Annotated in this window: 24 protein-coding genes; 22 read left to right on the forward strand and 2 right to left on the reverse strand. The window is 51.2% G+C overall.

Going from position 1 to position 26,644, the window contains the following annotated elements:
• The first annotated feature begins 31 nt into the window (after positions 1 to 31).
• The 14 genes from CPZ25_RS01285 to fabZ all read left to right on the forward strand — a co-directional run bounded on the left by CPZ25_RS01285 (position 32) and on the right by fabZ (position 13,083).
• Positions 32 to 838, forward strand: a complete 807-nt coding sequence (locus CPZ25_RS01285; RefSeq protein ID WP_096919425.1) for an amidohydrolase family protein — start codon at positions 32 to 34, stop codon at positions 836 to 838.
• 437 nt (positions 839 to 1,275) lie between these two features.
• On the forward strand, positions 1,276 to 2,763 hold the full coding sequence (gene abc-f / locus CPZ25_RS01290; protein WP_096919426.1) for a ribosomal protection-like ABC-F family protein: 1,488 nt from the start codon (positions 1,276 to 1,278) through the stop codon (positions 2,761 to 2,763).
• Positions 2,764 to 2,894: 131 nt separating this feature from the next.
• A complete protein-coding gene (locus CPZ25_RS01295) occupies positions 2,895 to 3,116 on the forward strand; it encodes an acyl carrier protein (protein WP_013379911.1) in 222 nt (73 codons plus the stop codon).
• Positions 3,117 to 3,161: 45 nt separating this feature from the next.
• Positions 3,162 to 3,611 carry an acetyl-CoA carboxylase biotin carboxyl carrier protein gene (accB, locus tag CPZ25_RS01300; RefSeq protein ID WP_058694978.1) on the forward strand — a complete coding sequence of 150 codons (450 nt, stop codon included), beginning with the start codon at positions 3,162 to 3,164 and terminating at the stop codon, positions 3,609 to 3,611.
• Positions 3,608 to 4,972, forward strand: a complete 1,365-nt coding sequence (gene accC, locus CPZ25_RS01305; RefSeq protein WP_096919427.1) for an acetyl-CoA carboxylase biotin carboxylase subunit — start codon at positions 3,608 to 3,610, stop codon at positions 4,970 to 4,972. The genes accB and accC overlap by 4 nt, the downstream gene beginning before the upstream one ends.
• Positions 4,956 to 5,825 carry an acetyl-CoA carboxylase, carboxyltransferase subunit beta gene (gene accD, locus CPZ25_RS01310; protein WP_096919428.1) on the forward strand — a complete coding sequence of 290 codons (870 nt, stop codon included), beginning with the start codon at positions 4,956 to 4,958 and terminating at the stop codon, positions 5,823 to 5,825. Before accC ends, accD begins: the two co-directional genes overlap by 17 nt.
• Positions 5,825 to 6,631, forward strand: a complete 807-nt coding sequence (locus CPZ25_RS01315) for an acetyl-CoA carboxylase carboxyltransferase subunit alpha (protein WP_058694975.1) — start codon at positions 5,825 to 5,827, stop codon at positions 6,629 to 6,631. The genes accD and CPZ25_RS01315 overlap by 1 nt, the downstream gene beginning before the upstream one ends.
• Positions 6,632 to 6,633: 2 nt before the next feature.
• Positions 6,634 to 7,572 carry a beta-ketoacyl-ACP synthase III gene (locus CPZ25_RS01320; protein WP_096919429.1) on the forward strand — a complete coding sequence of 313 codons (939 nt, stop codon included), beginning with the start codon at positions 6,634 to 6,636 and terminating at the stop codon, positions 7,570 to 7,572.
• A 207-nt stretch (positions 7,573 to 7,779) separates the two neighbouring features.
• Positions 7,780 to 8,688 (forward strand): nitronate monooxygenase, encoded by a 909-nt coding sequence (locus CPZ25_RS01325; RefSeq protein WP_396133273.1) that lies wholly within the window; start codon positions 7,780 to 7,782, stop codon positions 8,686 to 8,688.
• Complete coding sequence (locus tag CPZ25_RS01330; RefSeq protein WP_096919431.1) at positions 8,672 to 9,757, forward strand: NAD(P)H-dependent flavin oxidoreductase; 1,086 nt, start codon at positions 8,672 to 8,674, stop codon at positions 9,755 to 9,757. Before CPZ25_RS01325 ends, CPZ25_RS01330 begins: the two co-directional genes overlap by 17 nt.
• Positions 9,754 to 10,671 (forward strand): ACP S-malonyltransferase, encoded by a 918-nt coding sequence (fabD, locus tag CPZ25_RS01335; protein WP_096919432.1) that lies wholly within the window; start codon positions 9,754 to 9,756, stop codon positions 10,669 to 10,671. Before CPZ25_RS01330 ends, fabD begins: the two co-directional genes overlap by 4 nt.
• Positions 10,672 to 10,685: 14 nt before the next feature.
• Positions 10,686 to 11,423 carry a 3-oxoacyl-[acyl-carrier-protein] reductase gene (gene fabG / locus CPZ25_RS01340; RefSeq protein WP_203226625.1) on the forward strand — a complete coding sequence of 246 codons (738 nt, stop codon included), beginning with the start codon at positions 10,686 to 10,688 and terminating at the stop codon, positions 11,421 to 11,423.
• Positions 11,420 to 12,655 carry a beta-ketoacyl-ACP synthase II gene (gene fabF, locus CPZ25_RS01345; RefSeq protein WP_096919433.1) on the forward strand — a complete coding sequence of 412 codons (1,236 nt, stop codon included), beginning with the start codon at positions 11,420 to 11,422 and terminating at the stop codon, positions 12,653 to 12,655. The genes fabG and fabF overlap by 4 nt, the downstream gene beginning before the upstream one ends.
• A gap of 2 nt (positions 12,656 to 12,657) precedes the next feature.
• Positions 12,658 to 13,083, forward strand: coding sequence for a 3-hydroxyacyl-ACP dehydratase FabZ (gene fabZ, locus CPZ25_RS01350; RefSeq protein ID WP_058694969.1), 426 nt, complete (start codon positions 12,658 to 12,660; stop codon positions 13,081 to 13,083).
• Between the two features lie 46 nt (positions 13,084 to 13,129).
• On the opposite strand, the gene CPZ25_RS01355 is transcribed toward fabZ, so the two are convergent.
• A complete protein-coding gene (locus CPZ25_RS01355) occupies positions 13,130 to 14,452 on the reverse strand; it encodes a GHKL domain-containing protein (protein WP_167495132.1) in 1,323 nt (440 codons plus the stop codon).
• A 234-nt stretch (positions 14,453 to 14,686) separates the two neighbouring features.
• On the opposite strand from CPZ25_RS01355, the gene CPZ25_RS01360 reads away from it, so the two are divergent.
• The 7 genes from CPZ25_RS01360 to CPZ25_RS01390 all read left to right on the forward strand — a co-directional run bounded on the left by CPZ25_RS01360 (position 14,687) and on the right by CPZ25_RS01390 (position 25,275).
• Positions 14,687 to 17,323: a valine--tRNA ligase gene (locus tag CPZ25_RS01360; protein WP_133067080.1), complete on the forward strand. Its 2,637-nt coding sequence runs from the start codon at positions 14,687 to 14,689 to the stop codon at positions 17,321 to 17,323.
• A gap of 90 nt (positions 17,324 to 17,413) precedes the next feature.
• Positions 17,414 to 18,118 (forward strand): response regulator transcription factor, encoded by a 705-nt coding sequence (locus CPZ25_RS01365; RefSeq protein ID WP_058694967.1) that lies wholly within the window; start codon positions 17,414 to 17,416, stop codon positions 18,116 to 18,118.
• Positions 18,108 to 19,127: a sensor histidine kinase gene (locus tag CPZ25_RS01370; protein ID WP_058694966.1), complete on the forward strand. Its 1,020-nt coding sequence runs from the start codon at positions 18,108 to 18,110 to the stop codon at positions 19,125 to 19,127. Before CPZ25_RS01365 ends, CPZ25_RS01370 begins: the two co-directional genes overlap by 11 nt.
• A gap of 172 nt (positions 19,128 to 19,299) precedes the next feature.
• Positions 19,300 to 20,289: an efflux RND transporter periplasmic adaptor subunit gene (locus tag CPZ25_RS01375; RefSeq protein WP_167495133.1), complete on the forward strand. Its 990-nt coding sequence runs from the start codon at positions 19,300 to 19,302 to the stop codon at positions 20,287 to 20,289.
• Positions 20,279 to 21,007 (forward strand): ABC transporter ATP-binding protein, encoded by a 729-nt coding sequence (locus CPZ25_RS01380; RefSeq protein WP_058694964.1) that lies wholly within the window; start codon positions 20,279 to 20,281, stop codon positions 21,005 to 21,007. The genes CPZ25_RS01375 and CPZ25_RS01380 overlap by 11 nt, the downstream gene beginning before the upstream one ends.
• The gene (locus CPZ25_RS01385; RefSeq protein ID WP_058694963.1) at positions 20,994 to 22,250 is read left to right on the forward strand and encodes an ABC transporter permease; all 1,257 of its coding nucleotides are present in this window, start codon (positions 20,994 to 20,996) and stop codon (positions 22,248 to 22,250) included. The genes CPZ25_RS01380 and CPZ25_RS01385 overlap by 14 nt, the downstream gene beginning before the upstream one ends.
• Positions 22,251 to 22,587: 337 nt before the next feature.
• Complete coding sequence (locus tag CPZ25_RS01390) at positions 22,588 to 25,275, forward strand: calcium-translocating P-type ATPase, PMCA-type (protein ID WP_096919437.1); 2,688 nt, start codon at positions 22,588 to 22,590, stop codon at positions 25,273 to 25,275.
• A gap of 47 nt (positions 25,276 to 25,322) precedes the next feature.
• Here CPZ25_RS01390 and CPZ25_RS01395 read toward each other — a convergent pair whose 3' ends face one another.
• A complete protein-coding gene (locus CPZ25_RS01395) occupies positions 25,323 to 25,853 on the reverse strand; it encodes a DUF4364 family protein (protein ID WP_074616098.1) in 531 nt (176 codons plus the stop codon).
• An 87-nt stretch (positions 25,854 to 25,940) separates the two neighbouring features.
• Between CPZ25_RS01395 and CPZ25_RS01400 the strand changes: the two genes are divergently transcribed.
• Positions 25,941 to 26,633 carry a 4Fe-4S double cluster binding domain-containing protein gene (locus tag CPZ25_RS01400; protein WP_096919438.1) on the forward strand — a complete coding sequence of 231 codons (693 nt, stop codon included), beginning with the start codon at positions 25,941 to 25,943 and terminating at the stop codon, positions 26,631 to 26,633.
• Positions 26,634 to 26,644: the final 11 nt, after the last annotated feature.

A 26,644-nucleotide genomic window follows, 5' to 3' on the forward strand; every position in this document is an offset into this window, starting at 1 on the left:
TAGGTAGAAAAGATTAACCGAGGTGAAAGTTATGTTAATAGATACACATGTCCATCTGTTTCCGGACAAGCTTTGCCCGAAAACCATTGAAAAGCTGGCAAAGACCGACCCTAACCATCATCTGACCTATTATGGCGACGGGAGCCTGGACTGTGCAGAAAAAAATATGAAGGAATGGGGCGTTGATCTGGGCGTTATGCTGCCCATCGCTACCAACCCGCACCAGCAGAAAAGTGTCAACGATTTTGCGGCCTATGTCCAGAATCACAGCGATGCCTTTATCAGCTTTGGCACCATCCATCCCGACGCGCCGGACTATGTCCAGGAGCTCGACCGCATTGTGGAAATGGGATTTTACGGGATCAAGCTCCACCCCGATTACCAGGGCTTTTTTATCAATGAAAAGCGACTGTACCCGATGTACCAGGCCATCAGCGACCGAAAGCTGCCGGTGGTCTTTCATACCGGGTATGACCCCATCTCACCCGGCTGCATCCATGCCACGCCAGAGGCCGTAGTGGAAATGGCCCGGGAATTTCCAGAGTTGACCATTATCGCCGCCCACACCGGCGGCCTGTATTTTGGTAATCCCCCACAGGATATTTACCTTGATACCCCCAACGTAACCTTTGATACAGCCATTGCCTCCTATACCTTTGAGCCTACAGTTTACAGACGTCTGATCGACATCTACGGCGCCGAACGCTTTATTTTTGCCACGGACAACCCCTGGGGAGACGCGGCCAAGGATTTGGTATTTCTTGAGGCAGTGGGTCTGACCCGGGATGAAAAGGAGATGATCTGCCACGAAAACGCCGAAAGGCTCATTGGAATTTGACAGACCGTGTTGACAGCAGCCCAAAATGCTGTTATAATGGCTTCGAAATCTAAAAAAGAACAGGAGATGTGAAGATGCGCAATTTTTCTTGCTAAGTATTTTAATATGGAAGTGTGCCAGTCCGCTTTGCCGGGGTTTTTTGGTGTGCTTCAGCAAGAAAGATAACGATCTGATCGCTCATAAAATATAGACAGAGGAGACAGACAAATTCTGCCCGTCTCGATATGTCAGGATACTTTCCTGATGATATCTGTGCATTTTTTGAACCGCAAGAAGGTTATTATACTTTCTTGCGGTTTTTTGACGTTTGATGTTTCATCCAAATTTGCCAGAGCAAATCCGATAGCGAACAAGAAGCATTAGCGGATGAAACGAACAGATGATGCGAAGAGAGGCTTTTACTGCATCATGTGATCATTTTTATCAGGAGGTTAAGTATGTCTTTAATAAATGTATCAAACCTGACTTTTGGCTACGATGGAAGCTACGATACGATTTTTGAAAAAGTATCCTTTCAACTTGACACCAACTGGAAGCTGGGCTTTACCGGGCGCAATGGTAAAGGAAAAACTACTTTTTTAAAGCTTTTGATGGGCCAGTATGAATACAGCGGTACTATTGCCGCTTCGGTTGATTTTTCTTATTTTCCCTTTAAGGTTGGGCAGAGCACGCGCAATACCATCGACGTGGTAGACTCACTGAGTGGGAATTATGAATTCTGGGAACTTCAGAGGGAGCTTTCCATGCTGGAGGTGGACTATGATGTCCTGTACCGTCCCTTCAGCACATTAAGCCAGGGAGAGCAGACCAAGGTGCTGCTGGCGGTTCTCTTTATGAGGGAAAACCAGTTTCTGCTCATTGATGAGCCCACCAACCATCTGGATATGGCATCCAGGGAGCTGGTTGGACAGTATCTGAACACCAAGCACGGGTTTATTCTGGTCTCGCACGACCGTTATTTTTTAGATCAGTGTGTGGACCATATTCTTTCCATTAACAATACGAACATTGAGGTGCAGCGTGGAAACTACTCCTCATGGGTGGAAAATAAGGAGCGCCAGGATCAGTATGAGATGAGCGAAAATGAAAAGTTAAAAAAAGAAATAAAGAAAATGACCACGGCAGCCAGACGGACCGCCGGATGGTCGGACGCTGTGGAGAACACAAAGAAAGGCGCAAGCCGTAAACTGGTGGCAGGTCTGAAGCCAGACCGTGGCTACGTTGGCCATAAGGCCGCTAAAATGATGAAGCGCTCGAAAGTGACAGAGGCCAGAAAGGAGAAAGCCATCGCGGAAAAGTCAAAGCTGCTGAAAAACATTGACTGGGCCGATGAGCTTGCCATCAAAACCCTGAGCTATCCTAAAAACAGGCTGGTCGAGGCCAGAGGGCTGTCCGTCACCTATGATGGAACAGCGGTTTTTGAGAATGTCAGCTTTGATGTAAACCGGGGCGACCGGGTGGCCCTGTGCGGTAAAAACGGATGTGGAAAATCCAGTATTCTGAAAGCAGTTCTGGGCGAAAAAATCCCCCACAATGGTGAACTCATTGTCGGAACCCACCTCAAATATTCCTATGTTTCTCAGGACACCTCCTTTCTGGCCGGTAGCCTGAGAACCTATATCCGTGAAAACGGTCTTAACGAGAGCCTGTTTAAGGCCATTCTCAGAAAGCTGGGCTTTTCCAGAGAGCAGTTTGACAAAGGCCTTGAGGCCTACAGCAGCGGGCAGAAAAAGAAGGTGCTGCTGGCAGCAAGCCTGTGCAAACCGGCCCATCTCCATATCTGGGACGAGCCGTTAAACTTCATTGACGTGCTGTCCCGCATACAGATCGAGCATTTGATCTGCCGTTATGAGCCGACAATGCTTTTTGTGGAGCATGATCGCATGTTTATGGAAAATGTGGCGACAAAGGTGGTGGCACTGTAATCTGCCTTAAAAATATTTAAGAATTCAGAATGAAATCGTAACCTCAAAATATTTTAATATAAAACTATTTACAATTGGAAACATTTCGGATATACTTTTAACCTGTAAGTAATTTTAAGGAGGACGTAATTGTGTTAGAACAGGTTAAAGAAATTATTGTAGAAGCGATCAATGTAGATGAGGACTTAATCGTGCCTGAAGCAAAACTGCAGGAAGACCTCGGCATTGACTCTTTATCTGCCGTAGAACTGGCCATGGAACTTGAAAACGCATTTGATATCCGTATCGAAGACGACGCATTGGCAAATTTAAAAACGGTTCAGGATATCCTGAACATCGTTGAAAATAAATAAGGAGCCGGGGAGCAAGCTCCCCGGCACCCACAGGCAGGTAAACGGATGAACATTAACGAACTTGAAAAAATAGTCCAGATCTTTGACAGCTCTGCCCTTTCAAAAATGGAGCTGCAGAGCGGGGACGTTACCATAAAATTAGAAAAAGGAACAGAGTGTGCCGCGGCGTCTGCTGCGCTGGCTGTCAAGGAGCCAGTGGCCGCGGCTGCGGTGCCTGAAGCCAGTGTGGATGAGGCTGGCGAGGAGGCCAAGGGACATTGGGTAAAATCGCCGCTGGTTGGCACCTTTTACCGCTCCAACATCAAGGACGGAGAACCGCTGGTAAAGGTAGGGGATACCGTCAGGAAGGGAGACCTTCTGTGCATTATTGAGGCCATGAAGATGATGAATGAAATCCGCAGCGACCGCGACGGCGTCATTACAGCCATCAACGTTGAAAATGAAACCATGGTGGAATATGACGAAAAAATCATTTGTATTGGAGAGGCCCAATGATTGAACGTATTTTAATCGCTAACCGCGGAGAGATTGCCGTCCGTATTATCCGGACCTGCAAGGAAATGGGCATCGAAACAGTGGCGATTTATTCGACAGCAGACAAGGACGCGCTCCATGTGCAGTACGCTACCAAGGCGGTGTGCATCGGCGGCCCGAGATCTGATGAAAGCTATCTGAATATGCAGCGTATTTTAAGCGCCGCCTGTCTCACCGGCTGCGATGCGATCCATCCGGGTTTTGGGTTTCTATCTGAAAATCCAGCCTTTGCGCGTCTGGTTGAACAATGCGGGCTTATTTTTATTGGCCCGGACGCCGATGTCATCGAGATGATGGGCAACAAGGCAAGAGCTAAGGAGACCATGATCGAGGCAGGGGTGCCTGTTATTCCCGGTTCCAGAGGTGTGGTAGAGCTGGACGAGGCCTTTCAGGTTGCCAGGGCCATTGGGTTTCCTGTGCTCATTAAAGCCAGAAGCGGCGGCGGCGGACGCGGTATGCGCGTCGCGGAAGCTGAGGAAGATTTTATTGATGCCTACACCACCGCCAGGGCAGAGGCGAGGACCGCCTTTGGCGACGACGGTGTTTATGTTGAGAAAGTCGTGCAGAGTGCCAAGCATATCGAGGTACAGCTTCTGGCCGACCATTACGGCAATGTCCTGCATCTTTTTGAGCGGGACTGCTCGCTGCAGCGCCGCAACCAGAAAATTGTTGAGGAAGCACCCTGCTGCTGTCTTCCAGAAAAGATACGGGAGGCTATGACCGCCGATGCGGTCAAGGCCAGCCGGTACGTGGGCTACAACAGCGTTGGAACCATTGAATTTCTGTGGGACGGCGCAGAGCGTTATTACTTTATGGAAATGAACACCCGCATACAGGTTGAGCACACCATCAGCGAAATGATCACAGGTATCGACCTGATCAAGCAGCAGATCCGCATTGCGGATAAGAAGAAGTGTAACCTGAAGCAGGAGGATATCCGCTGTCTGGGCCACGCCATCGAATGCCGGATCAACGCCGAGGATGTGAGCGCCGATTTTGCCCCAAGACCAGGACATATCAGCTTTCTGAACCTTCCGGGAGGCAGGGGGGTGCGCGTGGATACAGCCATCTACAACGGCTATGACATCCCGCCCTATTACGATTCCATGATTTTAAAGTGCATCACAAACGGTGAATCCCGTCTGGAGGCCATTAAAAAAATGCGGATCGCTCTGGAGGAACTGATCGTTGAAGGTGTTCCCAACAATGTGGAATTTTTATATGTGCTGATGCATGAGCCGGAATTTATCAAGGGTCGCTTTGACACCGGCTATGTCGATACCTTTGTACAGGAGCTGAAGGATAATGGAACAATCGTTTAAGGAAAGAAAAAACAAGCTGACACTGTTCAAGACACTGCGCCACGCCATCAAAGACAAGCAGGGACGTGACATACCGGACAACGTGTTTATTACCTGCCCGAAGTGCAAAGCAAGCACCCCCTCAGAATCGCTGATGCACGACCTGTATGTCTGTCCCGAATGCGGCTACCACTACAAGCTCAGCGCCAGAGAAAGAGTGCGCCAGGTCTGTGACAAAGGGAGCTTTTCAACTATTGATAAAAATCTGGTCAACCCAGATACCGACGCTTTTCCAGGCTATACAGAAAAAATTGATTCCTGCCAGCGCCAGACGGGTATGTCCGAAGCGGTGCTGACCGGCATTGGAAAAATCGGGGGCAGAAAAACAGCTGTAGCTGTAATGGACAGCCGCTTTATGATGGCCAGCATGGGCAGCGCCGTGGGTGAGCGGATCACGCGCTTGATCGAGCTGGCCACCAAAAAGAGGCTGCCCCTTGTGATCTTCTGCGCCTCTGGCGGCGCGAGGATGCAGGAGGGAATCATCTCCCTTATGCAGATGGTTAAAACCAGCGCCGCCCTTGAGCGATTTGCGGAAGCCGGCGGTTTTTACCTGAGTGTTCTGACCAATCCGACCACCGGAGGCGTCAGCGCCAGCTTTGCGACGCTCGGGGATATTCTCATCGCTGAGCCGGATAGCCTTATCGGCTTTGCTGGCAAGCGTGTGATTGAGAATACCATCAAGGAAAAGCTTCCAGAGAATTTCCAGAAGGCAGAGTTTTTACTGGAAAAGGGCGCCATTGACGCCATTGTGCATCGCAGCCAGATGAAATCAACCATCGAAAAGCTGCTGGACTTACATGAGAGGAGAGGCTGATGACAGAGGAAAAACAACAACTGACTGCATGGGATAAGGTGATGATGGCCAGACGGCCGGAACGCACCCGCGCTCAGGCCTATGTAGACGCGCTGTTTGACGGCTTTATGGAGCTGCACGGCGACCGGCTGTATGGCGACGATCAGGCTCTTCTGGCGGGCGTCGGCTTTTTTCATGGCCAGCCAGTTACCATTCTGGCTCAGAATAAAGGAACCAACCTTCAGGAAAACCTTGACCGCAACTTTGGAATGATGAACCCGGAGGGATACCGAAAGGCGCTGCGGCTTGCGCGGCAGGCGGAAAAATTTAAACGGCCGGTCATCACCTTTGTGGACACCTCGGGTGCTTATCCAGGCAGAGGAGCAGAGGAGCGGGGACAGGCCTCGGCCATTGCCGAATGCCTTAAGGTTTTTTCGGACCTCAGGGTGCCGGTGCTGTGCCTGGTTATCGGTGAGGGCGGCAGCGGCGGCGCTTTAGCCCTGAGTGTGGCAGACCGGATTTATATGATGGAGCATGCGGTATACTCGGTGCTGTCTCCTGAAGGTTTTGCGAGCATCCTTTGGAAGGACGATTCCCGCGTGCAGGAAGCGGCTGAAGTCATGGAGCTTACCGCCCAGGATCTGCACCGCAAGGGCATCGTAGATGAAATCATCAGTGAACCGGCAGATGGTGTGGAGCAGTGCGTGGATTTCGTCATCTCACAGATGGACGCCCTGATTGAGCGTGACCTCAAGGCGTTGGGGCGGAAAAAGACAATGGAGCTGACAGCAGAACGCTATGAAAAGTTCCGGAAAATAGGAGCTTAGTAATGGGAATACAAATATTATCAAGTGCTTTTTCCGTACCGGAAAATTGCGTGACCAATGTTGATCTGGCTAAAAAAATTGATACCAGTGATGAGTGGATCAGGAGCCGTACCGGAATCGGCGCGCGTTTTATCGCAGAACATGAAACAACCTCAGACCTGGGATGTGCGGCGGCTGCCAAAGCCATTGAGCGTTCCGGGCTGAAGCCGGAGGACATCGACTGCATTGTCACCGCGACCTTTACGCCGGAAAATTTCACGCCTTCCTGTGCCTGCCTGATTCAGGAAAAACTTGGAATAAGAGAGCTGCCCGTTATGGCCTTTGATGTCAACGCCGCCTGTTCCGGTTATCTCTATGCCATGAATGTCGCTTCAGCCCTGCTGGAAACAGGACAGGTAAACCATGCCTGTGTGGTGGGAACTGAGGTGATCTCCAACGTGCTGGATTGGGAGGACCGGAGCACCTGCGTGCTTTTCGGAGATGGCGCCGGGGCTATGGTGTTAAAGGCGGACCCAGCTAGGCAGTCCTGTTTTTACGCAGCGGCCAGAGGGGATTCCTCAGGGGCGCTGGAGACAAAATCGCTGCCAGTGCATATGCCGGTAACCATGGATGGCAATGCGGTTTTTCGCTTTGCAACAAAAGCCATGTCGGAGGCAGTGGACAGGGCCCTGGAAAAATCCGGCCTTACCATCGCCGACATTGACTGGATCATCCCGCACCAGGCCAACATCCGCATCATTGACTATGTGGCGAAAAAGGCCGGAATCGACCGGAGCAAGGTTTATGTCAACATTGACCGTTACGGCAACACTTCCTCTGCCAGCATTCCCATCGCCTACGCGGAGATGAATGAAAAGGGTCTGCTGAAGCCCGGCATGAAGGTGATCATGGCTGGCTTTGGCGCAGGCTTTACCTGGGCTGGAGCTTTAATTGAAATTTAAATGTAGAATTGAGAATTGAGAATTGAGAATGATGGTACAAATATGCAAAGCAGATTTGAATATAATCAAATCGGCCAACCGATTTGTTCCTGAATTTTCCATTTTCCATTCTCCATTCTCCATTGTTATATCTTATATGAAGTAACAAGGAGTATAAAATTGATCAATCAACTACTAAATATAAAATATCCCATTATCCAGGGCGCAATGGCGAATATCGCCACCCCGGAATTTGCGGCAGTGGCCTCAAATGCCGGCTGTCTTGGCATCATCGCGAGCGGTTCCATGACGGGTGAGGAAACGCGCGCGGCAGTCCGCCGCTGCCGTGAGCTGACCGACAAGCCCTTTGGCGTCAATGTCATGCTGATGAACCCCTGTTCCGATGATATCATGGCGGTTTTAATCGAGGAAAAGGTTGCGGCGGTAACCACCGGTGCAGGCAATCCGGGCAAATATCTGGACGCGCTGAAAGAGGCTGGTGTTAAAGTTTTTCCAGTGGTGGCAAGTGTTGCACTGGCCAAGCGGCTGGCACAGAACGGAGCGGACGCCATCATTGCTGAAGGAACCGAATCCGGCGGACATATCGGTGATATTACCACTATGTCCCTCGTCCCGCAGGTAGCCGCAGCAGTGGATGTCCCTGTGATCGCAGCCGGTGGCATCGCTTCCGGCAGACAGCTGAACGCTGCCCTCTGCCTGGGCGCAGAGGGGGTTCAGATTGGAACCTGCCTGCTTTTGGCTGAGGAATGCCCGATCCACGAAAACTATAAAAAAGCAGTGATCAAGGCAAAGGACCGCGATACGGTTGTGACTGGCAGAAGCCTGAACGCACCGGTTCGTGTTCTGAAAAATGCCATGACCACAGAGTACCTGAAAATCGAGCGTGAAGGGATTGAGCGGGAAGAAATGGAGCGCCTGACGCTGGGCTCCCTGAGAAAAGCGGTCGTGGAAGGCGATGTGAAAAACGGCTCCCTGATGATGGGCCAGGTTGCAGCCATGTGTAAAGAGGTTAAGCCCTTTTCACAGATCATCGACACGCTTTTGGGAGAAGCGGCAGAGGAAAAGAAAGTCTTTGAGAAAAGAAGCCAGGAACTGATCTATGATACAGAGTGTTAAGATTAAAGATAAGCTTCTTGAAATCCCGATTATTCAGGGTGGTATGGGCGTTGGCGTTTCGCTTGCGAATCTGGCGGGCAATGTGATGAAAAACGGCGGCATGGGTGTTTTGTCCATGGCTCATCCGGGCTATCGGGAACCGGACTTTTTAGGAAACAATCTGGCCGCCAATATCCGTGGCTTTGCAGGAGAGGTAAAAAAGGCGCGTGAGATCGCGGACGGCAGAGGGCTTTTAGGCGTTAATATCATGGCAGCCCTCAAAAACTTTGAGACCTATGTGCGGGCTGCGGTAGACGCCGCAGTGGACGCCATCATCGTTGGGGCCGGGCTGCCTCTGGAGCTTCCTAAATATGTGGAGGATGACAGCATCGCCATTGCGCCTATCGTGTCCAGCGGCCGGGCTGCCAGACTCATTTTAAAAGCCTGGGACAAGCACTACGGGCGTACCGCTGATTTTATTGTCATTGAAGGGCCCCTGGCAGGCGGGCATCTTGGATTTAAGGAAGCCGACCTGCTTGAGGGCAAATGCCAGCCCCTCGAGCAGATTCTCGCGGATGTTAATCGGGAAACCGCCGCCTTTGAAGAAAAGTTCGGCCGGAAAATCCCTGTGTTTGCAGCAGGCGGTGTTTACGACGGAGCGAATATTGCCCGTTTTCTGAAGCTTGGTGCAGACGGGGTTCAGATGGCGACCCGGTTTATTGGTACCTATGAATGCGACGGCGTCGACGCCTATAAGGCCGTACTGTTGAACGCAGAAGAAGAGGATATCGAGATTGTCAAAAGCCCAGTCGGCTTTCCGGGGAGGGCTGTAAAGACAGCTTTGATTGAGCGGCTGTCCCGAGAGGGGCGCATTCCGCCAGTCAAATGTGTGGATTGCCTGAAGCCCTGCGATCCGGCCAGGGCGCCCTATTGCATTCAGCGCGCCCTGGTATCCGCCGTCTCCGGCGATACAAACAATGGCCTGTTCTTCTGCGGGACTAACGCGTATCGTATGAAGGTGCTGACCAGCGTCCGGGAGATCATGGAAAGCTGTATGAATGAAGCCAACGCATTAATGGAGGAAAGATGAAAACTGCATTTTTATTTGCCGGACAGGGTGCCCAGAAAGTGGGCATGGGAAAGGATTTTTACGATGCCTTTCCAGAGGTCCGGGATTTTTATACAAATAACGATTTGGATTTTGACCTGGCCAGGTGCTGCTTTGAAGGGCCAGAGGATATGGTCAATGATACCGCCTATGCCCAGAGCTGTCTGCTGATCACATCCTATGTGATGGCGTACTGCCTGAAAAAAGCAGACGTTATCCCTGATATTACCGCAGGGCTGAGCCTTGGCGAGTACACAGCGCTGACCTACGGCGGCGCTTTTACGCTGGAGGACGCTCTGAGGGTAGTGCGCAAAAGAGGCCAGCTCATGGCCCACGCTCTGCCGAAGGGGACTGGCATGATGGCCGCTGTGCTTGGAGCTGACGCTGAAACCATCCAGCAGGCCTGCACAGACGCCTCTGATTTAGGCGTCTGCGAGGTGGCAAATTATAACTGCCCGGGACAGATCGTGATCAGCGGGGAGACCCCGGCGGTAGAGAAGGCCAGGGCGCTGCTTCTTGAACGCGGCGTGCGGCGTGTCATGCCGCTTAACGTCAGCGGCGCTTTTCATTCCTCATTACTTCTGGAGGCTTCAAAGGAGCTCGCTGATTTACTGGATACGGTTGAGATCAAAACGCCGTCGGTCCCGGTGGTTTCCAACGTGAGCGGCGATGTTGAGACAAGGCCTGTGAGAGATGTGCTGGTGCAGCAGATCCATTCCTCAGTCTATTTTGAAAAAGGCATCCGCCGCATGATCGAGATGGGCTTGGACACCTTTATCGAGGTGGGCCCAGGTAAGGCCTGCAGTAGTTTTGTCAAAAAAATCGACCGGTCCGTTAAAGTGATGAACGTGGAAAATTTGGAAACTTTTGAAGCAGTCTGTGAAGCGCTTCGTTAAATCAGGAGATGAAAATGGAAAAGAAAACAGCATTGATCACCGGTGCCAGCCGGGGAATCGGCAGAGCCATCGCTCTGAATCTGGCAAAGGAGGGCTATAATATAGCCATCAATTACAACGGAAACGCCGAAAAGGCCACAGCCGTTAAAGAAGAATGCGAAGCCTTGGGCGTCCGTGCCATGACCTGCCAGTGCAACGTGGCTGACAACGCAGCGGTCAAGGCCATGGTGGACCAGGTGGCCGCCGAGTTTGGAACCATCGACGTGCTGGTCAACAATGCCGGCATCACCGATGACGCGCTGATTTTGCGCATGAAGGAAGAATCCTTTGACCGGGTCATCGACACAAATCTCAAAGGCTGCTTTAACTGTACTCAACATGTATCCAAGGTAATGCTGAAGAAAAAGAAGGGAAAGATCATCAACATGGCCTCTGTGGTCGGTATTGGCGGCAACGCTGGACAGGCGAACTATGCGGCCAGCAAGGCGGGGGTCATCGCTCTGACAAAGACAACTGCCAAGGAATTCGCCTCCAGAAATATTACCGCCAATGCCATTGCGCCGGGCTTTATTGAAAGCGATATGAGCGGCGCTTTGTCCGAAAAGGTACAGGAAGAGATCATGAGCCAGATTCCGCTTAAGCGCTACGGCACGCCTCAGGATGTGGCCGACCTGACGGCTTTTCTGGCAGGAGATAAGAGCAATTACATAACCGGACAGGTATTCAGTATTGATGGAGGTATGAGCATATGAGACGTGTTGTGATAACAGGGTTGGGCATTGTCTGCCCGATTGGAAACACCCTTGACGAAACATGGGAAAGTGTAAAGGCAAACCGCTGCGGCGTGGGCGAGATCACCGCATTTGATACTAGCGACTATAAGGTGAAGCTGGCCGCTGAGGTCAAGGATCTGGACACTGAGCAGTATTTCAGCAAACGTGAGATGAAGTTTAACGAACGCTTTACGCAGTTTGCCCGAATTGCGGCCAAGCAGGCCTATGCGGACGCAGGTCTTGAGGATGCGGATATTGAGCGCGACCGTTTCGGCGTCATTGTAGGCTCAGGCGTCGGCGGACTGCGCAAGATTGAGGAATCCACTGAAACATTAAACAGCCGGGGACCGGGAAGGGTATCGCCGTTTTTTATCCCTATGGCCATTGTCAATCTGGCGCCGGGGAACATTGCCATTGATTTACAGGCAAAGGGTATCTGCTCCAGCAGCGTGACGGCCTGCGCTTCAGGAACCAATTCCATCGGGGAGGCCTTCCACCGCATTCGTTTCGGTTACGAGGACGTTATCGCGGCCGGCGGCAGCGAGTCCACCATCACGCCTCTCGGCATTGCGGGCTTTCAGTCCATGCGTGCGCTTTACAGCGGTAATGATCCCAAACGCGCGTCTATCCCTTTCGATAAGGAGCGCAGCGGCTTTGTCATGGGCGAGGGCGCCGGCATCCTGATGCTGGAGGAGCTGGAGCACGCAAAGGCCAGAGGCGCAAAAATTTACGCCGAAGTCGTGGGTTATGGTGCCAGCTGTGACGCCCATCACATTACCGCGCCTCTTGAGGACGGCAGCGGCGCGGTGAAGTCTATGGAAAATGCGCTGAAGGATGGGGCGCTGAAGGTTAGCGATGTGGATTATATCAACGCCCACGGCACCAGTACAGCTTTGAACGATAAAGGCGAAACAGCCGCGGTAAAGGCGCTTTTCGGGGCCTGTGCCAAAGAACTGATGATTTCATCTACCAAGTCTATGACCGGGCATCTGCTGGGCGGCAGCGGGGCTGTAGAGGCTGTTATCACCGTTAAGGCCCTTCAGGATGGCTTTGTACCGGCTACCCTGAATTATCAGGTGCCCGATCCCGAATGTGATCTGAACGTGGTGCCAAATGAAGGAGTAAAAAAAGATATTCGCTGTGCGATCTCCAACTCCTTTGGATTTGGCGGACACAACGCAACCCTGGCGTTTTCGAAATGGGAGGATTAAAAATGCTTTTAAATTCAAATCAGATACAGGAAATTATACCACATCGTTATCCCTTTTTACTGGTAGACCAGATCATTGAGATGGAGGGCGACCATGTCGTGGGTGTCAAATGTGTCACAGCCAATGAAATGCAGTTTATGGGACACTTTCCACAGCAGCATGTCATGCCCGGCGTTCTGGTCATTGAAGCTCTGGCCCAGGCGGGCGCGGTGCTGCTTCTGTCAAAAGAGGAAAACAAGGGCAAAATCGCGCTGTTCGCGGGCATCAACAAGGCCCGTATTCATCGCCAGGTCATTCCCGGAGACAAGCTGACTCTGGACGTCACCTTTAAAGGGTTCCGCGCAGGTATCGGCTTCGCGGATGCGCTGGCGACTGTCGACGGTGAAAAAGCTGTGAAATGTGAGCTGATGTTTGCGGTTCAGCAGTAATAAAAAGGGCCATTCCCGGATATTCCAGGGAATGGCCTTTTTGGGGTCAGGAAGTTTGTCTTTTTTCAGGTTCTGGGCCAGGTAAAATCATCTGCATGCGAAACCAGCCGTTTTTGCATGAAAATTGTAAATAGCCACGGTACCGCGAAGCGAAATCAGAAATACTCTGAACACCATAGCCATGCCCTTTCTCTGAGCTGACAGGCTTTCCATCTGCGTCAAAGGCTACCTCGTTGCCACAGGTGTTGTCAATTGCCAGAAAATATTGTGAGTGCTGGTGTGTGCCGGTAATCTGGATGATTTTTTTCGTGTTTGCCGCCATTGCTTTGCAGGCGTTCCAGGCATTTTCAATGGCGTTTGACAGCATGACGGAGAATTCTGTAATATCGACCTGTTCTTCAGACGGCGTCTCCAGAAGGATTGTCAAGTCGATCTTTTCCCGCTCCATTTTTTCTGCGAAAAAAGACAGTACGCCGTCCACGATGAGCTCGCCGGTATAACTCTGGAGCTGTCCGCTGTTCTGTGAGGTGTCGAGGCGTCTGTCCATTGAATCGGCCACCTTTTTAATGGAGTGCCAGTCCTTGTTTATGATACAGGTGTTGACCAGCTGTGCGTAGTGGCGCATATCGTGGCGGTACATTTTTATCTGCTCGTCCATTTCCTGGAGCGTGGCGGTGTGCTTTTTGATAAAAGATGTCTGCATCTGGAGGAGGGCATAGCTTTTTTCGATCTGGTAGCGGTCCTTTATTCCTTTAAATACAATATAAAAGGCAATGTAAGCGCAGACGACAGCAATGCACATCAGAAGTGCCTGCGGCTGCATTTCCGGGTGCTGGTACAGCGGACCCGGAACCATGATGATCATTGCGAATACAAAGCTGAAGGATATCGGTACGATCATCAGCCACCACCATTCGCTGTGGATATCTCTGAAAACCTCCAAAAATGGCTTCCTGAAAAATAAGTACAGAAGCAGCGCGGTAAACAGAAAAACAAGCAGTTTGATAAGGATATGAATCTGGGCGGTTGAGTAAAAAATGGTATCGCTCAGGGTATCGCTGATAAAGATGAACAGGCAGGCGCTGAAAAAATTGAACAGCATTCTGCCGTCAAAGCGGCGATAGATCAGAAAATAGAAAAGGCCGCAGAAAATAATATTGAAAACTGAGATCGACGATTTGGCGGACTGGATGGTCTCAGCGCTGAATACGATAAGCATATCGGCGAGAAGCAAAAAGAGGATAAAGAGCAGAACCATCCACCGGGTAGCCTTTTTTGAAAAACGCCATCCATCCGACAGAATACTCATATAAATAAGCCCTAAGGGTGAAGATACCATGCTTTCCATGACAGCGATCACTTTATCCATTTCCAATTTCCTTTCCGTAGACAAATCCTCAGACATGACAGCGCTGGGCTGTCTGATACGTCTGTTTTAAATATACGACAGGAAAGCGTTGTTGTCAAATCCTGATTTTACAACTAATTTTCAGTCCACCCTTTTAAAATAGCCGATGGTTTGGTATAATAATAAAATATCGAAAAAATTTATCGCGGTTTAAAAACATTAGCATAGAGAGAGGTAAGCAGATTGAAAAAAGAAATGTCAAAAGTCTATGATCCGAAGGACGTAGAAAGCCGTATATATGCCTGGTGGCAGGAAAAGGACTATTTTAAACCGGAGGTTCATCCCGACGGAAAATCTTTTACCATTGTGATGCCGCCGCCGAATATTACCGGACAGCTGCACATGGGCCATGCCTTTGACGACACCCTTCAGGACGTACTCACCCGGTTCAAAAGAATGCAGGGCTATGCGGCGCTGTGGGTACCGGGGATGGACCATGCCAGCATTGCCACCGAGGTAAAGGTTGTTGAAAAAATCCGTAATGAGGAAGGCAAAACTAAGGAAGAGCTTGGCCGTGAGGAGTTTCTAAAGCGTGCCTGGGACTGGGCTTTGACCTATAAAGACCGTATCCGTGAGCAGGTTAAAAAGCTTGGTGCTTCCTGTGACTGGGATCGTGAGCGCTTTACCATGGATGAGGGCTGCAGTGAGGCTGTCAAGGAGACTTTTGTCCGTCTGTATGAAGAGGGGCTGATTTACAAGGGGAGCCGTATCATAAACTGGTGCCCGGACTGTAAAACCGCCCTTTCCGACGCAGAGGTAGAGTACGCCGAGCAGGCAGGCCATCTGTGGCATATCCGTTATCCCATCGCAGGCAGTGACGATTACGTTACCGTCGCCACGACCCGTCCGGAAACCATGCTGGGCGATTCCGGTGTGGCAGTCAATCCAAATGATGAACGTTATAAGGAACTGGTAGGCAAAACGGTTATCCTGCCGCTGGTTAACAAGGAAATCCCGGTCGTTGCCGATGATTATGTGGATATGGAATTTGGAACCGGCGTGGTCAAGATGACCCCGGCCCATGACCCCAATGACTATGAGGTCGGAAAACGCCATAACCTTGAAGAGATCAATGTCATGAATGAGGACGGCACTATGAATGAGCTGGCCGGAAAATATGCGGGCATGGATCGTTATGAATGCCGCAAGGCGGTTGTGGAGGACCTTAAGGAGCTTGGGCTGCTCGAAAAAATCGAGGACCACATCCACAATGTCGGCGAGTGCTACCGCTGTGGCACTACCGTTGAAACCATGACCTCTGAGCAGTGGTTTGTAAAGATGGAGCCGCTGGCAAAACCAGCCATTGAGGCTGTCAAAAACCGTGACACACAGTTTGTGCCCGACCGCTTCAGTAAGATTTACTTTAACTGGATGGAAAATATCCGCGACTGGTGCATTTCGCGTCAGCTGTGGTGGGGACACCAGATTCCTGCCTACTACTGTGATGACTGCGGAGAGATGGTTGTCGCCAAGGAAATGCCGGAAGTTTGCCCGAAGTGTGGAGGCGAACACTTTACCCAGGACGAAAACGCCCTGGATACCTGGTTCAGCTCTGCCCTTTGGCCATTCTCAACCCTGGGCTGGCCTGAAAAGACGCCAGATCTTGACAAATTCTACCCCAATAACGTGCTGGTCACAGGCTATGATATCATCTTCTTCTGGGTCGCCCGTATGATCTTTATGGGGCTTTATAACATGGGTGAGGTTCCATTCGCCGATGTCTATATCCACGGCCTGATCCGTGATTCTCAGGGCCGCAAGATGAGCAAATCTCTGGGCAACGGCATTGACCCGCTGGAAATCATTGAGCAGTTCTCCGCAGACGCGCTGCGCTTTTCAATCATCACAGGGAATTCAGCGGGGAATGATATCCGCTGGCAGGACGAAAAGCTGGAAGCCAGCAGAAACTTTTTAAACAAAATCTGGAATGCCGCCCGCTTTGTGCTGATGAATCTGGATGAAAATATCATGGATCGGCAGGACGTCGCGCTTGCCAATCTGGAAAATACTGATAAATGGATTCTGAGCCGCATGAACGATGTTGTACGGGATGTGACACAGAACATGGACAAATACGAGCTGGGAATCGCCGCCCAGAAAGTTTACGATTTTGCCTGGAATGAATACTGTGACTGGTACATCGAGCTGGTAAAACCAAGACTCTACGGCGACGATGAGACTACCAAGGCAGCGGCTCAGTACACCCTGAACCTGGTACTGACCAACATCCTTAAGCTGCTGCATCCGGTCATCCCGTTTATCACCGAAGAAATTTACGGCTACCTGCCAGACGCCGGCGAAGCCATCATTGTGTCCGAATGGCCGGAATACGACGAAGCCCTGCAGTTTAAGCAGGATGAGGAGGATGTCCGCTTCCTGATGGCATGCATCAAGAGCATTCGGAATATCCGCTCCGAGATGGATGTGCCAAACTCCAAGAAAACGCAGCTCTTTGTCATCACAGACAATGCGGCGCGTGGGGAGCTGATGCTTAAGTCCTCCGTTTATTTTGAAAAGCTGGCCTCTGTCTCCGGTATCTCCGCCATTGTCAAGGAGGAGGTTCAGGAAAACTATGTGAGCGCCGTTGTTGAAGACGCAGAGCTGTTCCTTTCTATGGACGAGCTGGTAGACAAAGAAAAGGAAATTGAGCGTCTGAACGGCGAGAAGGCCAAGCTTGAGAAAGAGCTGGAGCGTGTGGACAAAAAGCTGTCCAACAAAGGCTTTACAGATAAGGCGCCTGAAAAGGTCGTGGAGGGCGAGCGTGAAAAACAGCGAAAATACCAGGAAATGCTGGATAAGGTGCTGGAACGCCTGGCCTATTACAATCAGTAAGAAAATAAAACAGAACAGGGCGGAAGGAGACTTCCGCCTTTTCTTTAAGGTAAAGTTGTATTTGTTGCCGACTAAATGAAAGGAGTTCCCATGAACGAAGAAGGAAAGAAACGGATTTTGATTGCAGACGACAATCAGGATATTTGCGAGCTGGTAGAAATTCTGCTGACAGCAGAAGGCTTTGAGGTCGTTCAGGCTAAAAACGGTCAGGAGGCAGTGGACAGGACGGATGATTCCATTGATCTGATCATACTGGACGTCATGATGCCCCAGAAATCTGGCTATAAGGCCTGTTCAGAAATCAGGGAAAAAACACGGGTGCCCATTCTGTTTTTGACAGCCAAGGACCAGGATTCCGACAAGGTGATGGGGTTCTCTGTGGGCGGTGATGACTACCTGTCCAAGCCCTTCTCCTATACCGAGCTGGTATCCCGGGTCAAGTCTCTCCTGAGGCGTTATTACGTGTACCAGGGCAGCGCGCCGGCAGAAAAGAGTAACAGGCTGGTGATACGTGATCTGGTGCTGGACAAGGATGCGCAGAATGTCGAGATCGGCGGAGAGATCGTCACCCTGACCGATATTGAGTACCGGATACTGGAGCTTATGATGGACAACCGGAAAAAGGTTTTTTCTGCTCAGAATATTTATGAAAGCATCTGGAATGAGCCCTATTTCTATTCTGCCAACAACACAGTCATGGTGCATATCCGGAACCTGCGTAAAAAGCTCAAAGATAACTCTCAGGAGCCCCAGTACATCAAGACCGCCTGGGGAAAGGGCTATTATGTTGACTAAGCAGGAGGAAAGCATTTTTCGGTCAAAGCTTGGGCTGACCGTCATGAAATACTTTGGTGTTTCCTTTGTCATCGCGTTGGCTTCAGGTGTTGTTACCACGCTGCTGCTGACCTGCTTTATCCGTGAGAACGGTATCTCAGAGGAGACTGTGGAGCTTTTGTCCTACATGGTGACCATCGCGGTGCTCTTTGTTGTGTTTTTAAAGCTGTTCCATAAAAAAATCCGTTACATTCATACCCTGGAGCACGGCATTGAGATTATAGAGGGGGGCGGGCTGGAATACCCCATTCCAGTAGAGGGCAACGATGAGCTGACCGCTCTGGCCATTCAGCTTAACGATATGCGGCGGACACTGCAAAAGCAGATAAACGAGCGTGAGACAGCAATCCGTGAAAATCATGAGATGGTCACAGCCATATCCCACGACATCCGGACGCCGCTTACCTCTGTAATCTGTTATCTGGATCTCATCAGAGACGGCAAGGTCAAAAGCCCGGAGGAGGGGGCTGTTTATATCAACAACGCGCTGGAGAAAGCCTATCAGATCAAAAACCTCACCACAGCTCTCTTCAGCCATTCGGTGGCCGAAAACGAGGAGGTTATGTTTCATTATGAGCTGATCGACGGTAATGAGCTGCTGGCGCAGGTCTTATCGGAGAGCGTCTTTTTGCTGGAAGAAAAGGGCCTGACCGTCAAGGTGAGAGACAGCATCGAGGAAGGGTTTGCCATCAATGTGGATATTCAGCAGTTCCGGCGCGTTTTTGACAACCTTTGCTCCAACGCCCTGAAATATGCCGACCCTAAGCGGCCCATCTGCTTTGATGTTATGCTGGAGCCGGATACCCTGCGGATTATCCAGACGAACCAGGTGCGAAAAAACAGCGGCGGCGAGAGCTTTGGCATTGGACTGAAAACCTGTGAAAAAATTGCGGAACGCCATGAAGGAACCTTTAAAAGCTGGATTGAGAAGGGTGAGTTTGTGGCGATCTGGACTTTGCCTTTGTATTAGCCGAAATACCGGCCCTGTACGGCTTGAGGTTGTTTTTCAACCTTGCACCGCAAAAAGAACATATGAGGCACGATTACATAGAAAATATTAATAAAATCTTTAGAATTCATCCCGAATTTCTTCATGTTTTTATGTTAAAATGATTCACAACAAAACAAATAATGGAGGCACCATGAATAAGAAAAAAAGTATCATTATTACGCTTGTCATACTGGCAGTCGTTGTCGTAGCGCTGGGCGTCTGGGCCTGTACGCGCACCAGCCAGCCGCAGGCAGCCGCTGTCAAAACCACGACACTTGAGAAGACCAACCTTCAGAGAACAGTCTCGACCAATGGTACGGTTGAGAGCACCTACGTAGAGCAGATCAGCAATATGACTGGTATCCCCGTGTGGGATATCGACGTATCGGTGGGCGAATGGGTTGAAAAAGGCGACCGTCTCTGCCGCCTGTACGATGAAAAAAGCGATACCTGGGAACGTGTGGAAGCCACGACCTCCGGTACGGTGACGGCCATTAACGCCCAGAATGGCGCTCCGGCCAACGGTGTGCTCTTTACCATTGAGGATACCAACAGCCTGCGTGTGGTCACGAACATCAAGGAAGCCGATGTGGGAACCGTACAGCCGGGAATGAAGGTAAGCATCAAAACCGACGCGACCGGGGACAAGGAATACACTGGCACCGTGCAGAGCATTGCACCTACGGCTGTCAGGCAGTCCAGTGCTTCCGGCACCGGGGCGACAGCTGCCGCCTCTACAGGCAGCCAGAATCCGGAATTTGAGGCCCGGGTCAGCATTGATTCTGACATCAGCGGCCTGTTGATCGGGATGAAAGCGCGCCTTAATATCATCGTTGAGGAAAGAAACGGCGTTTACAGCGTTCCCTTTGATGTGCTGACCACCAATGCGAACAATGAAAGCTGCGTGCTGGTAGCCGCCGACCCCAAGGACGGCGTCTACACTGTGAAGGAGGTGCCTGTCACAACCGGGACAGAAACGGACTTTGCCATTGAAATTTCAGGCGACCAGCTGACAGACGGCATGCAGATCATCACCGACATCGACAAGGTTAAGGCCGGCGATTCTGTCACACTGCAGCAGAACGGTGACAGCGTCACAGCCCAGGCAGATACTGCTCAAGGAGACACCAATGCGCAATAAGATCATTGAGATGAAGGGCATTGTGAAGCGCTTCTATGTGGGTTCGCCCAATGAGCTTGAAATCCTTCATGGTCTTGATCTGGAAGTCTTAGAGGGCGAGTTTATATCCATTATCGGGGCATCAGGCTCAGGCAAGTCCACGCTGATGAATATTATCGGCGCTCTTGACCGGCCCACAGAAGGCGAGTATTATCTGGATAAGCTGCTCGTCAGCACCATTAAGGACAGCGGGCTCTCAAAGATCCGTAACCAGAAAATCGGCTTTGTGTTCCAGACCTTTAACCTGATTCCGCGTTCCACGGCGCTCAATAATGTGGAGCTGCCCATGCTGTACGCGGGCATGCCCAAGGCGGAACGCCGGGAGCGGGCAGAGGAGCTGCTGGCCCTGGTGGATATGTCGGACCGTGCCAAGCACCGTCCTAACGAGCTTTCCGGCGGACAGAAGCAGCGTATCGCCATCGCCCGAGCCATGGCCAATAATCCATCCATTATACTGGCAGATGAGCCCACCGGCGCGCTGGACAGTAAAACCGGCCGCATGGTCATGGATATTTTTCACGAGCTGCATGAAAAGCAGGGTAAAACCATTATTTTGATCACCCATAATCCGGAGCTGGCCGATGAAACTGAGCGGATTATCACCCTGAGCGACGGCAATATCGTCGGCACCCGTGCGGGCACCGGAGTGAGATTGGAGCGGCACCATGAATTTGCTTGAAAATATTAAACTGGCCCTGGAAGGGCTGCGCGCCAACAAAATGCGGGCGCTGCTGACCATGCTGGGGATTATTATCGGGATCGCCTCGGTCATTGCCATCACCTCCCTTGGCGACGCCATGTCCAATACCCTGAACGAGACACTCTCCAACGTGGGTGGCCGTAACATTCAGCTGTACGTTATGCCTAAGGATGTGGACGGCACCTACTCTAACAGCGACGAGGACAACATCACCGATGAGATGATCGAACGCTTCAGAGAGCGCTACGGTGATGAGATTGAAGGCCTTGAGATCAGCAATAACGTCGGGGCGGCCAAAACCGTCGACGCGATTCCGCAGCAGGAGATGAAAATTACTGGCGTTAACCATGATTACTTTACGGTTGAGAACATCAAGATTGTCCAGGGACGCGCCATCAGCGACCGGGACACCGATGGTGAGAAGAACGTCATTGTTATTTCCAGTATCATGAAAAAGAATTTGTATGGCGAGGGCAGCGATCCTATCGGTAAAGAGATAAAGGTGGAAACCACCTATGGAACCGAGAGCTTTTACGTTGTAGGGGTTTATCAGGATCCCATGGAGGACGCGACCCAGAGCGCCATGATGGTGGCGATGGGCGGCAGCGGCCGTTCGACCGCTTATATCCCTTACACGACAGCCAAAAATATTACAAATGATACGACCAAGGGCTACAGCATGATTATGCTCATGGCCTCGCCGGACGTCAGCTCGACAGAGCTTGCCACCAAAGCAGCAGCCTATTTCAATAAATTCTATCCTCAAAACAGCAACAGCAAGGTAGAGGCTCAGAGTATGGAAAGCATCATGAAGGAAATGAACACTGCCATGTCGCAGGTATCTATGGCCATCGCGGTTATCGCGGGCATATCGCTGCTGGTCGGCGGTATCGGGGTTATGAATATCATGCTGGTATCTGTTACCGAGCGTACACGGGAAATCGGGGTGCGCAAGGCTCTGGGAGCCCCCAACAGTGCAATTCGCATACAGTTTCTGGTCGAATCTATGATTATCTGCATTATCGGCGGTATTTTGGGGATTCTGCTGGGTGCGGGCTTTGGCGCCCTCGGCGGCCTGCTGCTCAAAACTACGGTTGTGCCGTCTCTTGGCTCCATTGCTCTAGCTGTGGGCTTCTCCATGGCCATCGGCGTGTTCTTCGGGTACTACCCGGCCAATAAAGCCGCCAAGCTCGACCCCATTGAGGCGCTGAGATACGAATAACGAAGCAGATGCATTTTACAGAGAAAGCATTCCGAGTAAAGGATAAAAGCTTTCTTTGCAAAATGCGACGCTGAATCCGTTTTTGACTAGATTTTATCTTTACTTCCTGTGGTTAAAGTGCTAAAATAGAATAAATTAATTAAATAAAAGCACCCTGAAGGGGAGTAACTCAACCATTAAGGAGCTGCTTAGTCGTCATTTCGAGCGAACGCTCCGGCTAAGCATCAAGCGTTATACTTGAGAGTAAGACCTTTATTTCTAATTTCGCGTTTGTCTTTGGGCAGGCGGGGTAACTTAGAGATAAGGGTCTTTTTATTTATAATTCAAGGAGGACAGAATGACAAACGAAGAAAGCAATAAGTCAAGGGAATCTTTCTTACTATCCGTATCGGAGACCGAGAAGGTCTATGATACCGACGTGCGCACCGGGCTCAGCGACGCCCAGGCCGCTGTGCGGCAGCAGACCTATGGAAAGAACAAAATGGCCGAGGGAAAGCGGAAATCACTGCTGCGGATGTTTTTAGAGCAGTTTAAGGATTTTCTGATTTTGGTACTGGTGGCTGCCGCGGTCATATCCGGTTTTCTGGGGGAAATCAGCGATGCCATTTTAATTTTAATTATTGTTATCCTCAATGCCGTCATTGGGATGGTACAGGAAAATAAGGCTGAGAACTCCATGGAGGCGCTTAAAAAGCTGACCATACCCGAAGCTAAGGTGCTGCGAAACGGCGTACAGACAGTTATTAAAGCCGAGAATCTGGTACCTGGGGACGTAGTCTACCTGGACGCCGGGGACAATGTGCCTGCGGATGGCCGGCTCATCGAGGCCGCAGCCCTGCAGATACAGGAATCTGCCCTGACGGGGGAATCGGTGGCGGTTGAGAAGAACCTCGCTGATCTGAGCAACCCCGAGACGCCGCTGGGCGACCGGCTCAACTCTGTTTATATGAGCAGCACGGTAACCTACGGCCGCGGGAAATTCATTGTGACGAAGACCGGCATGGACACAGAAATTGGCAAGATCGCCGGCATGATCCAGGGCACGGTATCCATGCAGACGCCGTTGCAGAAACGGCTGACAGAGCTGGGCAAAATCCTGGCAGTGGGCTGTCTGGGCGCGTGCATTGTGATTTTTTTTATCGGCCTGGTGCGGGGCGGCGATATGCTGGAAATGTTTATGACCGCTGTCAGCCTGGCTGTGGCGGCTATTCCAGAGGGCCTGCCCGCCATCGTTACTGTGGTGCTGGCCATGGGCACCCAGCGGCTGGTGGCTAAGCACGCCATTATCAGAAAACTGCCCGCGGTCGAAACCCTGGGCGCAGCATCGGTGATCTGCTCAGATAAAACAGGGACCCTGACTCAGAATAAGATGACCATCAAAAAGGTCTATGCCAATGACGGGATTGTGAGCGCCGAGGATATCAAGGATGATGGCTTTACCGACAGTGAGCGCCTGGTCGTGCGGATCGGCCTGCTCTGCAATGACGCTTCCATTGTTACAGACGACAGCGGCGTGAAGGAGATCGGTGATCCCACTGAGGTGGCCATGGTGGCCTATGCGGCCAGTCTGGGCTATCAGAAGAACGAGTATCTTGAAAAATATCCAAGGGTCAATGAAATCCCCTTTGATTCGGACCGCAAGCTCATGACCACCGTGCATAAGGACGGTGAGCATTATTACAGCTTCACCAAGGGCGCGCCGGATGTGCTGCTGAGCCGTTGTGCAAATTACCTCAAAGGAATGGGGAGCATCCCCTATGAAAGTGCGGCCATGCCATTTGACGCAGAAGCCAGAGCTGAGGTGGAAAAGGCCAATGAAACCCTGTCTGACGATGCCTTCCGTGTGCTGGGCTTTGCCTATAAACGCTATGACAGCGAGCCTGACGTGACCATGGAAGAGCTGGAAAATGATATGACCTTTGTAGGCCTGACGGGTATGATCGACCCGCCGCGCGTGGAGGTTAAGGGTTCTATCCATGAGTGCCATACGGCTGGCATTAAAACCGTTATGATTACCGGAGACCACAAGAACACTGCGGTCGCCATCGCGAAGGAGCTGGATATCTATGGAGAGGACAGCGTCGCCCTGTCCGGCACAGAGCTCAACAGCATGTCGGATGCGGAGCTTGAGGAAAAGATCGACCATGTGGCTGTGTATGCCCGCGTGTCGCCTGAGCACAAAGTGCGGATTGTGGACGCCTGGCAGAAAAAAGGCGCGGTGGTCGCCATGACCGGCGACGGGGTCAACGACGCTCCGGCGCTCAAGAAGGCCGATATTGGATGCGCCATGGGCATTACGGGCACTGATGTGTCTAAGGAGGCGGCTGAAATGATTCTGACAGACGATAATTTTGCCACCATCGTCTCTGCGGTCAAGGAAGGCCGTGGGATTTATGAGAACATCAAGAAGGCAGTCCACTTCCTGCTGTCCTGCAATATCGCCGAAATCCTGATTTTATTTATCGCCACGCTCATCGGCTGGATTCAGCCTTTGCTGCCTGTGCACATTTTATGGATCAACCTGATAACGGACAGCCTGCCCGCACTGGCTCTGGGGGTTGAGAAGAACGATGACGACATTATGGAAAAGAAGCCGAGAGATCCCAGGGAAAGCATTTTTGCCCACGGACTGGGCGGACGTATTATTTTCCAGGGCGTTGTGCTGGCAGCCATCTCGCTGTTTGTCTTTAATTATGGATACGCCCACTTTGGCCTGGACGAAGGCCGTACCATGATATTTGCGGTTCTGGGTTTATCCCAGCTGACCCATGTGCTCAATGTCCGGTCTGAGAGCAAATCCGTGTTCAGCAGACAGTTTTTCACCAACCGGTACCTGTGGGGCGCGATTCTGATCTCGGCAGTCCTGCAGCTGGCCGTCATTCTGATACCGGCCGCCCACCCGCTGTTCAGCGTGACCTTCCTGAACCCTCAGGAATGGCTGATCATTGTGGCCGCGTCACTGGCGCCGCTGGTGGTTGTGGAAATCACCAAGTTTATCGGACGATTTGTACACCGGGATAAATAAAAATAAAGCCCGCAGACAATACATGCCTGCGGGCTTTTCTATTCAGGCTAAGAGCTCTGGGTGAGCAGCTTGATGATGGAAGCGTAAAGGTTCTGAGTGTCATTTTTCCAGTTGTCACAGATATTCAGCGCCTGCTTCTGGGATGGCGTGTTGATGTTCAGCTCCATCAGGACAATGTTGTTTTCATGGAGCTTGAGCTGTACCTGGTAATCGCCGTCGGTATTTTTGATGTAGTTGCCGATGACCTTGACCTCTCTGAAAATGCGGTCCCTGTTCTGTGAAATATAAAGCTCCAGCATTTCACGGATATAGGCAGGAATGTCCTTTTCAAAAATATTCAGGGTCTCCCGCCCCTTGGCGGTGATGGCGACCACGGTTTTATCATCATCCATCTGGTACAAGCGAATAAAGTCATCCTCGATGAGGTTGTCGATGTAGAGCTGAATATCAAAATAGCTCATTTGCAGGTTTTCAATAATGATAAAGGCCACTTGCTCGCGGGTGATGCCGGTTTTGATTTTATTGAGTACGTATAGTATAATAAGCTTATCTTCAGCCTGATGTTGAGTGTTAAGCACGCGATGAACCTCCCTTGGAAAAATTGAAGTTACCCTATCATTATAGCATAGATTTAAAAACAAATGTGGTAAAAGGAGAAGATTTTTATGAATCCATTAAATGAAAAAATAGAGGCTCTGGGAAAGGGGCTCGGGGCGGCGCAGGTTGGCTTTGCGGATTTGAGCAGCCTGGAGAATGGGCTAAACCTGGGCTATCCCGGCGCCGTGTCGGTGGTGGTGCGCCTTTCTAAGGGGATTTTGGCCCAGATAGAGGACGCGCCCACAGCCACCTATTTCAGCCATTACCGCATTGTCAACCGCCTGATCGACGAGATTACCCTGAGGGTGGCACTGGCCCTTGAGGAAGGGGGTGCGATGACGCTGGCTGTTCCGGCCTCCCAGTCGCTGCCCTCTGTAAAGGGCGAAAACCCATACCGGGGGCTATTCGCTCACAAAACTGCAGCGGTCCTTGCCGGCATGGGGTGGATTGGTAAGAGCGCCCTGTTCATCCACAGAGATTACGGCCCCGCAGTGCGGCTGGGAACGGTGCTGACCGACGCACCGCTTGATACTGTGGCAGTCCTAGCGGAGAGCGAATGCGGCAGCTGCCAGGCCTGTGTGAAGGCCTGTCCGTCCATGTCCATCGAGGGAAAGCTCTGGAAGCCGGGTATGGAGCGCAGCTATCTGTTAGACGCCCACAGCTGCAGCGAGCATATGAAGGAAGCTTATCAGCACATTGGCCGCGGCTCGGTCTGTGGTCTGTGCATGGTGAGCTGTCCGCATTTCAGGAAAAACCTGTGAGTGCGCCTAAT

The sequence above is a fragment of the Eubacterium maltosivorans genome (genome assembly GCF_002441855.2).
GTDB classification, from domain to species: Bacteria; Bacillota; Clostridia; order Eubacteriales; family Eubacteriaceae; genus Eubacterium; species Eubacterium maltosivorans.

Bases quoted from the DNA above. Each gene is read 5' to 3' on its own strand.
- CPZ25_RS01285 (WP_096919425.1), top strand. From the start codon at position 32: ATGTTAATAGATACACATGTCCATCTGTTTCCGGACAAGCTTTGCCCG.
- abc-f (WP_096919426.1), top strand. From the start codon at position 1,276: ATGTCTTTAATAAATGTATCAAACCTGACTTTTGGCTACGATGGAAGC.
- accB (WP_058694978.1), top strand. From the start codon at position 3,162: ATGAACATTAACGAACTTGAAAAAATAGTCCAGATCTTTGACAGCTCT.
- accC (WP_096919427.1), top strand. From the start codon at position 3,608: ATGATTGAACGTATTTTAATCGCTAACCGCGGAGAGATTGCCGTCCGT.
- accD (WP_096919428.1), top strand. From the start codon at position 4,956: ATGGAACAATCGTTTAAGGAAAGAAAAAACAAGCTGACACTGTTCAAG.
- CPZ25_RS01315 (WP_058694975.1), top strand. From the start codon at position 5,825: ATGACAGAGGAAAAACAACAACTGACTGCATGGGATAAGGTGATGATG.
- CPZ25_RS01320 (WP_096919429.1), top strand. From the start codon at position 6,634: ATGGGAATACAAATATTATCAAGTGCTTTTTCCGTACCGGAAAATTGC.
- CPZ25_RS01325 (WP_396133273.1), top strand. From the start codon at position 7,780: ATGGCGAATATCGCCACCCCGGAATTTGCGGCAGTGGCCTCAAATGCC.
- CPZ25_RS01330 (WP_096919431.1), top strand. From the start codon at position 8,672: ATGATACAGAGTGTTAAGATTAAAGATAAGCTTCTTGAAATCCCGATT.
- fabD (WP_096919432.1), top strand. From the start codon at position 9,754: ATGAAAACTGCATTTTTATTTGCCGGACAGGGTGCCCAGAAAGTGGGC.
- fabG (WP_203226625.1), top strand. From the start codon at position 10,686: ATGGAAAAGAAAACAGCATTGATCACCGGTGCCAGCCGGGGAATCGGC.
- fabF (WP_096919433.1), top strand. From the start codon at position 11,420: ATGAGACGTGTTGTGATAACAGGGTTGGGCATTGTCTGCCCGATTGGA.
- fabZ (WP_058694969.1), top strand. From the start codon at position 12,658: ATGCTTTTAAATTCAAATCAGATACAGGAAATTATACCACATCGTTAT.
- CPZ25_RS01355 (WP_167495132.1), bottom strand. From the start codon at position 14,452: ATGGATAAAGTGATCGCTGTCATGGAAAGCATGGTATCTTCACCCTTA.
- CPZ25_RS01360 (WP_133067080.1), top strand. From the start codon at position 14,687: ATGTCAAAAGTCTATGATCCGAAGGACGTAGAAAGCCGTATATATGCC.
- CPZ25_RS01365 (WP_058694967.1), top strand. From the start codon at position 17,414: ATGAACGAAGAAGGAAAGAAACGGATTTTGATTGCAGACGACAATCAG.
- CPZ25_RS01370 (WP_058694966.1), top strand. From the start codon at position 18,108: ATGTTGACTAAGCAGGAGGAAAGCATTTTTCGGTCAAAGCTTGGGCTG.
- CPZ25_RS01375 (WP_167495133.1), top strand. From the start codon at position 19,300: ATGAATAAGAAAAAAAGTATCATTATTACGCTTGTCATACTGGCAGTC.
- CPZ25_RS01380 (WP_058694964.1), top strand. From the start codon at position 20,279: ATGCGCAATAAGATCATTGAGATGAAGGGCATTGTGAAGCGCTTCTAT.
- CPZ25_RS01385 (WP_058694963.1), top strand. From the start codon at position 20,994: ATGAATTTGCTTGAAAATATTAAACTGGCCCTGGAAGGGCTGCGCGCC.
- CPZ25_RS01390 (WP_096919437.1), top strand. From the start codon at position 22,588: ATGACAAACGAAGAAAGCAATAAGTCAAGGGAATCTTTCTTACTATCC.
- CPZ25_RS01400 (WP_096919438.1), top strand. From the start codon at position 25,941: ATGAATCCATTAAATGAAAAAATAGAGGCTCTGGGAAAGGGGCTCGGG.